The sequence below is a fragment of the Streptomyces sp. NBC_00859 genome (assembly GCF_045161865.1).
GTDB lineage: Bacteria > Actinomycetota > Actinomycetes > Streptomycetales > Streptomycetaceae > Streptomyces.
In genome coordinates this window covers 6337828-6351393 of sequence record NZ_CP108826.1, presented here as the reverse complement: position 1 = coordinate 6351393, position 13566 = coordinate 6337828, and the positions used below count along the sequence as shown (strand labels likewise).

Here is a 13566-nt window from a genome sequence, read left to right as displayed (position 1 = left end):
GGCCGGGACGGGGCGGCGGGGGCCGTCGGCCCCGGCCCGCCCCGCGGAAGAGGGATCCTTCGGTGGCTCCGCGGATCGTCGTCCGGCCGGATCAGGCGCGCCCCCGAACGCTCAGGCGCTCCCCCGAACGCGCGGAGGCCGCGCGCCGTCCGCCCGACGGTCACGCGGCCTCCTGAACGGTCCGGGTGGTCAGGCCCCCATGAAGTGCACGCCGCCGTCGACGTGGATGATCTCGCCGGTGGTCTTCGGGAAGAAGTCCGAGAGCAGCGCGACGACGCCGCGGCCGGCCGGCTCGGGGTCGGTCATGTCCCAGGCGAGCGGGGAGCGGTGGTTCCAGACGTCAGCGAGCTCCGAGAAGCCGGGGATCGACTTCGCGGCCATCGAGGCGAGCGGCCCGGCGGAGATCAGGTTGCAGCGGACGTTCTGCTTGCCCAGGTCGCGGGCGAGGTAGCGCGATGTCGCCTCGAGCGCGGCCTTGGCGGGGCCCATCCAGTCGTACTGCGGCCACGCGAACTGGGCGTCGAAGGTCAGTCCTACGACCGAGCCGCCCTCGCTCATCAGCGGCAGGCAGGCCATGGTCAGCGACTTCAGCGAGTACGCCGAGACGTGCATCGCCGTGGCCACGGACTCGAACGGGGTGTTGAGGAAGTTGCCGCCGAGCGCGTCCTGCGGTGCGAAACCGATGGAGTGCACGACGCCGTCGAGCGATCCGAGCTCGTCACGGACCAGATCGGCGAGCCGGTCGAGGTGTTCTGTGCTGGTGACGTCCAGTTCGAGGACCTTGGCGGGCTTGGGCAGCTTCTTGGCGATGCGCTCGGTGAGGGTGGGGCGCGGGAAGGCGGTCAGAATGACCTCGGCTCCCTGCTCCTGGGCCACCTTGGCGGCGTGGAAGGCGATGGAGGACTCCATCAGCACACCCGTGATGAGGATGCGCTTGCCGTCGAGAATTCCGCTCATGTGATCAGTGACCCATGCCCAATCCGCCGTCAACGGGGATGACGGCTCCAGTGATGTACGACGCGTCGTCGGAGGCGAGGAACCGCACCGTCGCGGCGATCTCCTCCGGCTGCGCGTACCGGCCGAGCGGCACCTGCGAGACGATGCCCGCACGCTGCTCGTCGGTGAGCACCTTGGTCATGTCGGTGTCGACGAAACCGGGTGCGACTACGTTGAAAGTGAGGTTTCGCGAGCCGAGTTCACGGGCGAGGGAGCGCGCGAACCCGACGAGTCCGGCCTTGGACGCGGCGTAGTTCGCCTGTCCGGCGGAGCCGTACAGGCCGACCACCGACGAGATGAGGACGACCCGGCCCTTCTTCGCTCGCAGCATCGCGCGGTTGGCCCGCTTCACGACCCGGAAGGTGCCGGTCAGGTTGGTGTCGAGTACGGCGGTGAAGTCCTCCTCGGACATCCGCATCAGCAACTGGTCCCTGGTGACACCGGCGTTGGCCACCAGCACCTCCACGGGACCGTGCTTCTCCTCGATCTCCTTGTAGGCCTGCTCCACCTGCTCGGTGTCGGTGATGTCGCACTTGACGGCCAGGAACCCCAGCTCGGCGAGCGCTGACGGCTCACCGGAGCGGTACGTGACCGCGACCTTGTCGCCTGCGTCTGCGAAAGCACGGGCGATAGCGAGGCCGATGCCCCGATTTCCTCCGGTGACGAGAACCGAGCGGCTCAACGGATCACCCTTTCGATAGCTGTGTGGTACTCACGCAAACTATCGGTCCGGCGCCACTTAGGAGGAATCGGCCCCCGACAGGGCCGCGCGGTGGTCCCTGTCGGGTCCCTACAGAAAGCACCTGCCGAGGGGCGCGTACACACGACATGATGCGAGCGACCGGTCGTGACGACAGGAGACCTCTGTGCCCCATTCCATCGACGCAGCCTTTACGGCTCTGCCGCTGCGTGCCCTGGCCGACGCGGCACTCGCCCGTGCCCGCGCCCTCGGCGCCGACCACGCGGACTTCCGCCTCGAACGCGTCCGCAGCGCCACCTGGCGGCTGCGCGACGCCAGACCAGCCGGATCGACCGACACCACGGATCTCGGATACGCCGTGCGCGTCGTGCACGGCGGGAGCTGGGGCTTCGCCTCCGGCGTCGACATGTCGATGGACGCGGCGGCGCGGGTGGCCGGGCAGGCGGTCGCGATGGCGAAGCTCTCCGCCAAGGTCATCGAAGCCGCCGGGTCGAACGAGAGGGTGGAGCTGGCGGACGAGCCGGTGCACGCGGACCGGACCTGGATCTCCTCGTACGGGACGGACCCCTTCTCCGTACCCGCCGAGGACAAGACCGCGCTGCTGGCCGACTGGTCGGCGCGGCTGCTGCGGGCGGACGGCGTCGCCCACGTGGACGCCTCGCTGATGACGGTGGTCGAGAACAAGTTCTACGCGGACACCGCGGGCACCGTCACCACGCAGCAGCGGGTCCGGCTGCATCCGCAGCTCACCGCCGTGGCGGTGGACGCGGGCACCGGTGAGTTCGACTCGATGCGCACCCTCGCACCGCCTGCCGGGCGCGGCTGGGAGTACCTGACCGGCACCGGGTGGGACTGGGACGCCGAGCTGGAGCGGATCCCGGAATTGCTCGCCGAGAAGATGCGGGCGCCGAGTGTCGACGCGGGGGCGTACGACCTGGTCGTCGACCCGTCCAACCTCTGGCTGACCATCCACGAGTCGATCGGGCACGCCACCGAGCTGGACCGGGCGCTGGGGTACGAGGCCGCGTACGCGGGGACCTCCTTCGCCACGTTCGACCAGCTCGGGAAGCTGGCCTACGGCTCCCCCGTGATGAATGTGACGGGCGACAGAACCGCCGAACACGGCCTGGCCACCGTCGGGTTCGACGACGAGGGCGTCGAGGCGCAGTCCTGGGACCTGATCAGGGACGGCACACTGGTCGGGTACCAGCTGGACCGCAGGATCGCGAAGCTGACGGGTCTCGGCCGGTCCAACGGCTGCGCGTACGCGGACTCCCCCGCTCATGTCCCGGTGCAGCGGATGGCCAATGTGTCGCTGGCGCCGGAGCCCGGCGGGGTCTCCACGGAGGATCTGATCGGGGGCGTCGAGCGCGGGATCTACGTGGTGGGCGACCGGTCGTGGTCGATCGACATGCAGCGCTACAACTTCCAGTTCACCGGTCAGCGGTTCTACCGGATCGAGAACGGCCGGCTGGCCGGTCAGCTGCGGGACGTCGCCTACCAGGCGACGACCACGGAATTCTGGGGCTCGATGGAGAAGGTGGGCGGTCCGCAGACGTACGTACTGGGTGGCGCCTTCAACTGCGGCAAGGCCCAGCCGGGCCAGGTCGCTTCGGTCTCGCACGGCTGTCCGTCCGCCCTCTTCCGGGGCGTCAACATCCTGAACACCACCCAGGAGGCCGGGCGATGACCCCGTCGAACCGCACCAGCAGGCCGCACGAGATCGTCGAGCGTGCCCTGGCGCTCTCCACCACGGACGGTTGCGCCGTCATCGCCGACGAACATTCGAGCGCCAACCTGCGCTGGGCCGGGAACACGCTGACGACCAACGGTGTGACCCGCGGCCGGACCCTCACCGTCATCGCGACGGTCGACGGCAGGGAAGGTACCGCCTCCGGTGTCGTCTCCCGGTCGGCGGTGACCGCCGGCGACCTCGAACCGCTGGTCCGGGCCGCGGAGGCCGCCGCCCGTGCCGGCTCACCGGCCGAGGACGCCCGGCCGCTGGTCACCGGGGTACCCGCGTCCGCCGATTTCACCGGAGCGCCCGGCGAGACGACACCGGCGGTCTTCGACGCGTTCGCACCGGCGCTGGGCGAGTCCTTCGCCCGCGCTCGGGCGGGCGGGCGGGAGCTGTACGGCTTCGCCAGTCACGAGACGACCTCCAGCTACCTCGGCACGTCCACCGGTCTGCGGCTGCGCCACGACCAGCCGAACGGCACGCTGGAGCTGAACGCCAAGTCCCCCGACCGGTCCCGTTCCGCCTGGGCGGGCCGGGCGACGCGTGACTTCACCGACGTCGACCCGGCCGCCCTGGACGCCGAGCTGGCGCAGCGGCTGCGCTGGGCCGAGCGCCGGATCGCGCTGCCCGCCGGCCGGTACGAGACGCTGCTGCCGCCGACCGCCGTGGCCGATCTGCTGATCCACCAGTTCTGGTCGTCGGCCGCCCGGGACGCGGCGGAGGGCCGTACGGTCTTCTCCCGCCCCGGCGGCGGCACCCGGCTGGGCGACCGGCTCTCCCCGCTTCCGCTGACCCTGCGCAGCGATCCGGCCGAGCCCGGTCTGGAGTCGGCGCCGTTCGTCCTCGCCCACTCCTCGGGCGACGATGCGTCGGTCTTCGACAACGGCCTGCCGCTCTCCCGTACCGACTGGATGCGCGAAGGCCGCCTCGAGCGCCTGGTCACCACCCGGCACAGCGCGGAGCTGACCGGCCTCCCGGTGGCCCCCGCCATCAGCAATCTGGTCCTGGACGGCGGCGGGGAGCGCTCGCTGGAGGAGATGGTGGCCGCTTCGGGCCATGACGGGCCCGCCCTGCTGCTGACCTGCCTCTGGTACATCAGGGAGGTCGACCCGGCGACGATGCTGCTGACCGGGCTGACCAGGGACGGCGTCTACCTCGTGGAGAACGGCGAGGTCACAGGTGAGGTGAACAACTTCCGCTTCAACGAGTCGCCGGTCGATCTGCTCTCCCGGGCCACCGAGGCCGGGCGTACGGAACGGACGCTGCCGCGCGAGTGGGGCGACTGGTTCACCCGCGCCGCGATGCCCGCCCTGCGCATCCCGGATTTCAATATGAGTTCCGTCAGCCAGGGCGTATAACCTCTGGGACGTACTTCCAGCCACACCGAAGGAGACGCGAGACCCGTGACGGACATCGTCGACGAGCTGAAGTGGCGGGGGCTCTTCGCCCTCTCCACTGACGAGGACGCATTGCGCAAGGCGCTCGCGGACGGTCCCGTCACCTTCTATTGCGGCTTCGACCCGACGGCGGCGAGCCTGCACGTGGGCCACCTCGTGCAGGTCCTCACCGTTCGCAGGCTCCAGCAGGCCGGGCACCGGCCGCTGGCGCTGGTGGGCGGGGCCACCGGCCAGATCGGCGATCCGCGGCCGACGGCCGAGCGCACCCTGAACGATCCGGAGACGATCGCCAACTGGGTGGGCCGGCTGCGCTCCCAGATCGAGCCGTTCCTCTCCTTCGAGGGCGAGAACGCGGCAGTCATGGTCAACAACCTGGACTGGACCGCGGGCATGTCCGCGATCGAGTTCCTGCGGGACATCGGCAAGCACTTCCGGGTGAACAAGATGCTCACCAAGGAGTCGGTCGCCCGCCGCCTGGAGTCCGAACAGGGCATCAGCTACACGGAGTTCAGCTACCAGCTGCTCCAGGGAATGGACTTCCTGGAGCTGTACCGGCGGTACGGCTGCACCCTCCAGCAGGGCGGCAGCGACCAGTGGGGCAACCTCACGGCGGGCATCGATCTGATCCACCGCCTGGAGCCCGACGCGTCCGTGCACGCACTGGGCACCCCGCTGATGGTGAAGGCGGACGGCACCAAGTTCGGCAAGTCGGAGAGCGGAGCCGTCTGGCTCGACGCGGAGATGACCACGCCGTACGCGTTCTACCAGTTCTGGCTGAACGTGGACGACCGCGACGTCTCCACGTACAACCGCATCCTCAGCTTCAAGAGCCGCGCGGAGCTGGAGGAGCTGGAGCAGCTCACCGCGGAGCGTCCGCAGGCGCGGGCCGCTCAGCGTTCGCTGGCCGAGGAGCTGACGACGCTGGTGCACGGCGCGGACCAGTGCGCTGCGGTCGTCGCGGCGTCCAGGGCTCTGTTCGGCCAGGGTGAGCTCACGGAACTCGACGAGGCGACGCTGAGCGCCGCGCTCTGTGAGCTGCCGCACACCAAGGTCGGCGAACTCGTCCCGGTCGTGGAACTGCTCGCCGCGACGGGTCTGGTGCCGAGCCGGTCGGCGGCCCGCCGCGCCGTCAAGGAGGGCGGGGCGTACGTGAACAACGTGAAGGTCACCGCAGAGGACGCCGTGCCCGCACGCCAGGATCTGCTGCACGGCCGGTGGCTGGTGCTGCGCCGCGGCAAGAAGAACCTGGCGGCTGTCGAGGTCGCCGGCGGATAACCGCCCGGCCGGGTGGCCGCGCGCCGCGCAGGCGTGAGGGACGGCCGGTTCGTACCGGTCGCCCCTCACGCGTTCGTGGTGTCAGGTGGCGTGTCTCTTGCCCCGGATCCCGGTCCAGAGCTTGTCGCCGACGCCGACGACGATCACGGCGCCGATCAGCTGGAGCAGATGCCTGATCCAGTCGATGCCGTTCGTGTCGTTGACCCCCAGGCCGGTCGCCGCCCAGTTGCCCAGCACGCTGCCCAGGATGCCGCAGATCACGGTCAGCCACAGCGGGATCTGCTGCTTGCCCGGGATGATCGCCTTGGCGATCAGACCGAGCACCAGCCCCACGATGATGGCCCACAACCAATTCATGTCGCCTCCGATGCGGCTGCTGTGTACACGTGGGCCTCAGTTTCGGCCCATCCTCCATACGGCGCATGTCGGACAGCTCCATACGAGCCCGTGCGCCCCCGGGTACGTCCGGAACGGGCGCGCCCCGGTCTTATCGGCGTCGGAGCATCGGCGTAACGTGATGGCGTCCGGTCCGGGGTGAGTCCGGCGCAGGAATCGGGTGGTGGAGCGCAATGCGGAAGCAGAGCAGTGGTGAGGTCTTCCGGATCACGGAGGCCCGCACGGGTCTCGACGAGGACGTCCGCGGCAGGCAGCGCCGCTACATCATCTCGATGACGGTGCGGACCGTCGCGGTCATCCTGACCGCGGCCCTGTGGAACGTGGCACGGCCGGTGGCGATCGGCACTCTGATCCTCGGTGCCTTCCTCCCGTACGTGGCCGTGGTGATCGCGAACGCCGGCCGGGAGAACGCCCCGGGTCTTCCCACCACGTTCGTCCCCGCGCCGGTACGGCCGGTGCTCGAACCGTCGTCCGTGGTACCGGGGGCGGAATCGGCGGACGGGTCGGCCACCACGGAGCGTGAGCACCGGGCCGCCGGGCAGAGCTGAGACCCCGCCGGATCTCCGCCGGTGTCAAAGCTCAAGAAAAGCTCAGATCAATCATGAAGTTCCGGTGCCGCAGGCCCATTGGCCCGTGACATACTTTGCAGGCGCTCCGCATCCCCCGTCGGAGCGACGGACCGACGCCGGGCAGCTCCCCCCGTGGCTGCTCGGCGTCGCCCTTTTCCGCGGCCCTGCCAGGACCGCCGCCGGTCGGTAACGGCGATGCGTTGGCCTAGGGTTGAGGTGTGAACTCCCCTGACGCCACCGGTTCCGGTCCGGTCCCGCCCGCCCCGGTCTGCTCGGCCAAGGGCTGCCGCGCCGACGCACTCTGGGTACTGGCGTGGAACAACCCGAAGCTGCACACCCCGGAACGCCGGAAGACCTGGCTGGCCTGCGCGGAACACCGGGAACACCTGTCCCAGTTCCTCGGGGTGCGCGGCTTCCTCAAGGACGTGGTGGATCTGGCCGAGTGGGAGCGGGACACCCCGAGCGGTGGTGCGCAGTAGCCCATCGGGCACGGGGCGGACCGTCAGCGGCCGGGCCGGAGCCCGTCAGCCGCCGATCGCCGACATGGGCCGGTCGGGCTGGAGGAACGAAGGGTCGTCCAGCCCGGATCCCGCCTTCTTCCCCCACATCGCCAGCTTCCAGAGCCGGGCGATCTCCCCGTCGGACGCTCCGGAGCGGAGCGCGGCGCGCAGGTCAGACTCCTCGCGGGCGAAGAGGCAGGTACGCACCTGTCCGTCCGCGGTGAGCCGGGTGCGGTCGCAGGCGGCGCAGAAGGGGCGGGTGACCGAGCCGATGACCCCGACCCGGTGAGGTCCGCCGTCGACCACCCAGCGCTCGGCGGGCGCCGAACCGCGCTCTGCGGTGCCCTCATCGGTCAGGGTGAAGCGGGTACGCAGCGACTGGAGGATGTCACCCGCGGTGATCATCCCGTCGCGCTTCCAGCCGTGCTGGGCGTCGAGCGGCATCTGTTCGATGAAGCGCAGTTCGTAGTCGTTCGCCACGGCCCAGGCGAGCAGGTCCGGTGCCTCGTCGTCGTTGAGCCCCGGCATCAGCACAGTGTTGACCTTCACCGGGGTGAGTCCCTCGGTGCGGGCGGCCTCCAGGCCGTCCAGCACATCTTGGTGCCGGTCCCTGCGGGTCAGGGTCTTGAACACGTCCGGGCGCAGGGTGTCGAGCGAGACGTTGACCCGGTCGAGGCCCGCGGCGGCCAGGGCCCGAGCGGTTCGCTTGAGGCCGATGCCATTGGTGGTGAGGGACATCCGGGGCCGCGGCTCCAGGGCCGCGACGCGCTCGACGATGCCGACGAGTCCGGGGCGCAGCAGCGGCTCACCCCCGGTGAAGCGGACCTGGGTGATCCCCAGGTCGGTCACGGCGACGCGGATCAGCCGGACGATTTCGTCGTCCGTGAGCAGATCCGGCTTGGCGAGCCACTGCAGGCCCTCTTCCGGCATGCAGTACGTGCAGCGCAGGTTGCAGCGGTCTGTGAGTGATACCCGCAGGTCAGTGGCCACTCGGCCAAAGGTGTCGATGAGCACGGTGGGCCCCCTCCCCGAAGACGGAAACGTGAACGTGTACGCCACCGAGCGTACGCGACACCTGTGACAACGACAGGTCCGATTACCACGAGGCAGGCGGGGGCCCCGTCGTAGATCCCTACGACGGGGCCCCCGCGGCCGTCACCTAGTCCGACCTGCGCGGCCCCCGGTCAGTGCGCCCCGAACCCGGTGAGGGACCTGACCTCCAGCTCGGCGTACTTGCCCTTGTCGGGCTCCTCCTTGGAGAGCAGGGAGCCCAGCCAGCCGAGCAGGAATCCCAGGGGGATCGAGATGAGGCCCGGATTCTCCAGCGGGAACCAGGCGAAGTCGACGCCCTTGAACATCGAGGTGGGCTTCCCCGAGACGACCGGCGAGAAGAGCACGAGCACCACGGAGGAGACGAGGCCCCCGTAGATGGACCAGAGGGCTCCCATGGTGGTGAACCTCTTCCAGAAGAGGCTGTAGAGCAGGGTCGGCAGGTTGGCGGAGGCGGCGACCGCGAAGGCGAGTGCGACGAGGCCGGCGACGTTCAGATCGCGGGCGAAGGCGCCCAGCACGATGGCGACGGCGCCGATGACCACGGTCGCCCAGCGGGCCGCGCGCATCTCCTCCTTCTCGGTCGCCTTTCCCTTGCGGATGACGTTGGCGTAGATGTCGTGCGCGAACGACGAGGAGGAGGCCAGGGTCAGACCGGCGACCACCGCGAGGATGGTGGCGAAGGCGACCGCGGAGATCACCGCGAGCAGGACCGACCCGCCGGTGGAGCCCGCGCCGCCGCCGATCTCCATGGCCGCGAGCGGGGCCGCCGTGTTGCCGGCCGGGTTGGACGCGATGATGTCCGCCGGCTTGAGCAGGGCGGCGGCGCCGAATCCGAGCACGATCGTCATCAGGTAGAAGGCGCCGATGATGCCGATCGCCCAGTTCACCGACTTGCGGGCGGCTTTGGCCGTCGGCACTGTGTAGAAGCGGATCAGGATGTGCGGCAGGCCCGCCGTACCGAGCACCAGGGCGATGCCGAGCGAGATGAAGTCCAGCTTGGAGGTGCCCGTGGCGCCGTACTTGAGACCGGGCTCCAGGAACGCCTTCCCCTTGCCGCTGTTCGACGCGGCCGAGCCCAGCAGGTCGGAGACGTTGAAGTGGAACTTCAGCAGGATCAGGAACGTGATGAGGACGGTTCCGGCGATCAGCAGGACGGCCTTGACCATCTGCACCCAGGTGGTGCCCTTCATCCCGCCGATCGTGACGTACACGATCATCAGGAGCCCGACCAGCGCGACGATGGCGATCTTCCCCGCGTCGCTGGTGATGCCGAGCAGCAGCGACACCAGGACGCCCGCGCCCGCCATCTGGGCCAGCAGATAGAAGATCGAGACGACGATGGTGGAGGCCCCGGCCGCGGTGCGGACGGGGCGCTGGCGCATCCGGTACGCGAGGACGTCGCCCATCGTGTAGCGGCCGGAGTTGCGCAGCGGCTCGGCGACGAGCAGCAGGGCGACCAGCCAGGCGACCAGGAAGCCGATCGAGTAGAGGAAGCCGTCGTAGCCGAAGAGGGCGATGGCTCCCGCGATGCCGAGGAACGACGCGGCCGACATGTAGTCGCCGGAGACCGCGAGCCCGTTCTGGAACGCGGAGAACTGCCGGCCGCCCGCGTAGAAGTCCGCCGCGCTCCTGGTCCGGCGGCCGGCCCAGACCGTGATGACGAGCGTGGCGACGACGAAGACCGCGAACAGCGTGATGATCAGGGGCCGGTGCTGAGTGGTGGCCGATGCGGCGAGCTGGACTGCGGGGTTCATGAGCCTTCCTCCATACGGGACTTGATCGCGGCGCCCTTCGGGTCGAGCCGGGTCGCGGCGTGCCGCGAGTAGAACCACGCGATCAGGAAGGTGGTGAGGAACTGTCCGAGCCCCAGGACCAGGGCCACGTTGATGTTGCCGACGACTGTGGTGCCCATGAAGCCGCCCGCGTAGCTCGACAGCAGGACGTACAGCAGGTACCAGGCGATGAAGCCGACGGTCAGCGGGAAGGCGAAGGAGCGGTGGGCGCGGCGCAGTTCGCCGAACTCCGCGCTCCGCTGCACATCGGCGAACAGCTCTGTCGTGGGCCGGCCGGGGCCTGCGCCCGTTCCGTCCGGGGGTTGCGGTGCATCGGTGGCCACGGTTTCTCCTCGCGACGTGAGTGCGGTGGCTGGGTGCGGAAGGGCCGGAGGTCCAGGACCTCCGACAGGGGCACGGAGCGCACGGCGGTGTGGTTCAACGCCCGGCCGTTCCCGCTGTACCGATTGCTGGTCGCGAGGACCGGCGATAGCTTCACGTACCGCCCAACTGCACTCCGCAGCAAGGGTGGTTGGTCTCGGATGATGTGGAGAACCCATGGATCGTCTGGCATCACGCCCGTGGCGCGCACTCGCGCTGCCGGCCGGACTGGCACTCGTCGCCTCGCTCGGTCTGCTGCCGGGCCCGGCAGCAGCGGAGCCCGCCGGAGGCCCGGCACCCGCCTCCGGCCCCGGCATGTCGTACGTCGTGAACACCGGTACCGGGCACCGCGCTGTCGCCTCGGCGGAGCGGGCCGTCTCCCGGGCGGGCGGGACCGTGGTCATCGCGTACGACGAGGTGGGGGTGATCGTCGCGCACTCGTCGGCCCCGGACTTCGCGCGGACGGTCCGCCGGGCCCCCGGGGTGGATTCGGCCGGCGCCACCCGCACCGAACCGCTGCCCGCCCGGCCGCCGGTGGACTCGGGCACCCCGCTGAAGCTCACGGCGCAGCAGCAGAAGGCCCTGGCGGCGAAAGCCGCGCCGGGTGAGGATCCGATGGAGCCGCTCCAGTGGGACATGAGGGCCATCAGGGCGGACCAGGCGCACAAGGTGACGCTCGGCAGCCGCGATGTGACGGTGGCGGTGATCGACACGGGTGTCGACGACACCCACCCGGACATCGCCCCCAACTTCGACCGCCGGGCCTCGGCCGACTGCACGACGGGCAGGCCCGACACGAAGGACGGCGCCTGGCGGCCGGCCGCCGGTGACAGCCCGCACGGCACGCATGTGGCGGGCGAGATCGCGGGCGCGCGGAACGGCACAGGTATCACCGGTGTCGCCCCCGGTGTGAGGGTGGCGGGCATCAAGGTGGGCACCACGGCGGGGTTCTTCTACACGGAAGCCGTCGTCTGCGGCTTCATCTGGGCCGCCGACCACGGTGCCGGGGTGACCAACAACAGCTATTTCACCGACCCGTGGTACTTCAACTGCACGGACGACCCGGACCAGAGGGCCCTGGTCGACTCGGTCACCCGCGCCTCGCGTTACGCGGAACGCAAGGGCGCGGTCAACGTAGCGGCGGCCGCCAACGAGGGGTACGACCTCGCATCGCACTCGGTCACCGACCCGCTGAGCCCGGACGACGGCACGGCGGCCCCGCGCACGGTGGACCCGTCGAAGTGCCCTGACATCCCGGCCCAGTTGCCGGGTGTCGTCACGGTGTCCGCGACGGGCTCAAGGACGCTGAAGTCCTCCTACTCCAACTACGGTCTCGGTGTCGTCGACATCGCGGCTCCGGGCGGCGACTCGGCCGCGTACCAGCCCCCCGAGGCCCCGGCCACCAGCAGCGCGGTCCTCGGCCCCGTGCCGGGCGGCGGATACGCCTACATGGCCGGTACGTCGATGGCGTCCCCGCATGTCGCCGGGGTGGTGGCCCTGATCGAGTCCCGGCATCCGCACGCCTCGCCCGCGCTGGTCAAGGCACTGCTGTACGCGGAGGCGGACAGGCTCGCCTGCCCGAAGCCGTACCCCGTCGACGCTGACGGCGACGGCAGGCCCGACGCGGTCTGCGAGGGCGGCCGGGCCCACAACGGTTTCTACGGGGCGGGCCTGGCCGACGCCCTGCACGCGGTCACCCGGTAGCCCCGGCGGGCCGGGGCACCGGGACCACGGCGTTACTTCACCAGCACCTTGAGCGCGGTGCGCTCGTCCATCGCCCGGTAGCCGTCCGGCACCTCGTCGAGGCCGACGGTCCGGTCGAAGACGGGGGACGGGTCGATCGTGCCGTCGAGGACGTCGGGGAGCAGCTCGGGAATGTAGGTGCGCACCGGGGCGACACCGCCGCGCAGTGCGATGTTGCGGTTGAACATGTCGCTGAGGTCGAGCCCGGTGCCGCTGCCGTGCGGGACACCGACGTAACCGATGGCCCCGCCGTCGCGGGTGATGCCGACGGCGGTGGCCATCGACTGTTCGGTGCCGACGGCCTCGATCACGGCGTGCGCCCCCTGGCCCGCGGTCAGTTCGCGCACCGCGGCGACGGCTTCGTCGCCGCGGACCGCGACGATGTCCGTGGCGCCGAAGGTCCTGGCGATGTCCGTACGGGCCTGGTGGCGGCCGAGCGCGATGATGCGGTCGGCGCCGAGCCGCTTGGCGGCCAGAACGCCGCAGAGCCCGACCGCTCCGTCACCGACGACGGCCACCGTGCTGCCGGGCCGCACACCCGCGCCGACGGCGGCGTGGTGGCCGGTGCCCAGGACGTCGGAGAGCGCGAGGAGCCCGGTGAGCAGCCGGTCGTCGGACGCGGCGGCGGCCGGGAGCCCGACGAGGGTGGCGTCGGCGAAGGGCACTCGGACCGCTTCGCCCTGGCCGCCGTCGGAGCCGACCGAGCCCCAGAAGCCGCCCCGCGGGCAGGAGGTGGTCAGCCCCTCGGCGCAGTACTCGCAGGTGCCGTCGGACCAGACGAAGGGCGCGACGACGAGGTCACCGGCGGCGAAGCCGCGCACGTCGGAACCGGCCTCCTCGACGATGCCGAGGAACTCGTGGCCGATGCGCTGCCCGGGGACACGGGCGGCCACGCCCCGGTAGGCCCAGAGGTCGCTGCCGCAGATGCAGGCGCGCAGGACACGGACGACGACGTCGGTGGGCTGCTGGACCTCGGGGTCCGGCACCTCTTCCACCCGTATGTCGTGAGGGGCGTGGATGACGGTGGCGCGCATGGGGCGGATCCT

General features: G+C 70.5%; 13 protein-coding genes. 6 read left to right on the top strand and 7 right to left on the bottom strand.

From position 1 onward, the window contains the following. Nucleotides 1-189: 189 nt before the first annotated feature. Nucleotides 190-957, bottom strand: a complete 768-nt coding sequence (fabI, locus tag OG584_RS27885) for an enoyl-ACP reductase FabI (protein WP_405781895.1) — start codon at nt 955-957, stop codon at nt 190-192. Nucleotides 958-961: 4 nt separating this feature from the next. Next, nucleotides 962-1678 (bottom strand): 3-oxoacyl-[acyl-carrier-protein] reductase, encoded by a 717-nt coding sequence (fabG, locus tag OG584_RS27880; protein WP_405781893.1) that lies wholly within the window; start codon nt 1676-1678, stop codon nt 962-964. A 184-nt stretch (nt 1679-1862) separates the two neighbouring features. Between fabG and OG584_RS27875 the strand changes: the two genes are divergently transcribed. The 3 genes from OG584_RS27875 to tyrS are packed head-to-tail and all read left to right on the top strand — an operon-like array spanning nt 1863 to nt 6106. Beyond that, nucleotides 1863-3386 carry a TldD/PmbA family protein gene (locus OG584_RS27875; protein WP_405781891.1) on the top strand — a complete coding sequence of 508 codons (1524 nt, stop codon included), beginning with the start codon at nt 1863-1865 and terminating at the stop codon, nt 3384-3386. Then, nucleotides 3383-4792, top strand: a complete 1410-nt coding sequence (locus tag OG584_RS27870; protein ID WP_405781889.1) for a metallopeptidase TldD-related protein — start codon at nt 3383-3385, stop codon at nt 4790-4792. Before OG584_RS27875 ends, OG584_RS27870 begins: the two co-directional genes overlap by 4 nt. Before the next feature lie 45 nt (nt 4793-4837). Further along, the gene (gene tyrS / locus OG584_RS27865) at nt 4838-6106 is read left to right on the top strand and encodes a tyrosine--tRNA ligase (RefSeq protein ID WP_405781887.1); all 1269 of its coding nucleotides are present in this window, start codon (nt 4838-4840) and stop codon (nt 6104-6106) included. Between the two features lie 81 nt (nt 6107-6187). Here the strand turns inward: tyrS and OG584_RS27860 are convergent, their stop codons facing one another. Continuing rightward, complete coding sequence (locus tag OG584_RS27860; RefSeq protein ID WP_405781886.1) at nt 6188-6463, bottom strand: GlsB/YeaQ/YmgE family stress response membrane protein; 276 nt, start codon at nt 6461-6463, stop codon at nt 6188-6190. A 212-nt stretch (nt 6464-6675) separates the two neighbouring features. Here OG584_RS27860 and OG584_RS27855 point away from each other — a divergent pair, with 212 nt between their 5' ends. Further along, nucleotides 6676-7050: a DUF3099 domain-containing protein gene (locus tag OG584_RS27855; protein WP_405781884.1), complete on the top strand. Its 375-nt coding sequence runs from the start codon at nt 6676-6678 to the stop codon at nt 7048-7050. 239 nt (nt 7051-7289) lie between these two features. After that, complete coding sequence (locus tag OG584_RS27850) at nt 7290-7550, top strand: hypothetical protein (protein ID WP_405781882.1); 261 nt, start codon at nt 7290-7292, stop codon at nt 7548-7550. A 45-nt stretch (nt 7551-7595) separates the two neighbouring features. Here OG584_RS27850 and moaA read toward each other — a convergent pair whose 3' ends face one another. From moaA to OG584_RS27835, 3 genes are all read right to left on the bottom strand, one after another. Then, entirely contained in the window at nt 7596-8585 is a 990-nt protein-coding gene (moaA, locus tag OG584_RS27845; protein ID WP_405781881.1) for a GTP 3',8-cyclase MoaA, read from the bottom strand. A 170-nt stretch (nt 8586-8755) separates the two neighbouring features. Beyond that, nucleotides 8756-10378, bottom strand: coding sequence for a cation acetate symporter (locus OG584_RS27840; protein ID WP_405781879.1), 1623 nt, complete (start codon nt 10376-10378; stop codon nt 8756-8758). After that, nucleotides 10375-10740 (bottom strand): DUF485 domain-containing protein, encoded by a 366-nt coding sequence (locus tag OG584_RS27835; RefSeq protein WP_405781877.1) that lies wholly within the window; start codon nt 10738-10740, stop codon nt 10375-10377. Before OG584_RS27835 ends, OG584_RS27840 begins: the two co-directional genes overlap by 4 nt. A 214-nt stretch (nt 10741-10954) precedes the next feature. Here OG584_RS27835 and OG584_RS27830 point away from each other — a divergent pair, with 214 nt between their 5' ends. Continuing rightward, nucleotides 10955-12481: a S8 family peptidase gene (locus OG584_RS27830; protein ID WP_405781876.1), complete on the top strand. Its 1527-nt coding sequence runs from the start codon at nt 10955-10957 to the stop codon at nt 12479-12481. Between the two features lie 32 nt (nt 12482-12513). Here the strand turns inward: OG584_RS27830 and OG584_RS27825 are convergent, their stop codons facing one another. Further along, nucleotides 12514-13554 carry a zinc-dependent alcohol dehydrogenase family protein gene (locus OG584_RS27825; RefSeq protein ID WP_405781874.1) on the bottom strand — a complete coding sequence of 347 codons (1041 nt, stop codon included), beginning with the start codon at nt 13552-13554 and terminating at the stop codon, nt 12514-12516. Nucleotides 13555-13566 lie beyond the last annotated feature (12 nt).

What these genes read in the sequence shown, in the direction of transcription:
- fabI (WP_405781895.1), bottom strand. Translation starts at nt 957, where the DNA reads ATGAGCGGAATTCTCGACGGCAAGCGCATCCTCATCACGGGTGTGCTG.
- OG584_RS27870 (WP_405781889.1), top strand. Translation starts at nt 3,383, where the DNA reads ATGACCCCGTCGAACCGCACCAGCAGGCCGCACGAGATCGTCGAGCGT.
- OG584_RS27860 (WP_405781886.1), bottom strand. Translation starts at nt 6,463, where the DNA reads ATGAATTGGTTGTGGGCCATCATCGTGGGGCTGGTGCTCGGTCTGATC.
- OG584_RS27855 (WP_405781884.1), top strand. Translation starts at nt 6,676, where the DNA reads ATGCGGAAGCAGAGCAGTGGTGAGGTCTTCCGGATCACGGAGGCCCGC.
- OG584_RS27840 (WP_405781879.1), bottom strand. Translation starts at nt 10,378, where the DNA reads ATGAACCCCGCAGTCCAGCTCGCCGCATCGGCCACCACTCAGCACCGG.
- OG584_RS27830 (WP_405781876.1), top strand. Translation starts at nt 10,955, where the DNA reads ATGGATCGTCTGGCATCACGCCCGTGGCGCGCACTCGCGCTGCCGGCC.
- OG584_RS27825 (WP_405781874.1), bottom strand. Translation starts at nt 13,554, where the DNA reads ATGCGCGCCACCGTCATCCACGCCCCTCACGACATACGGGTGGAAGAG.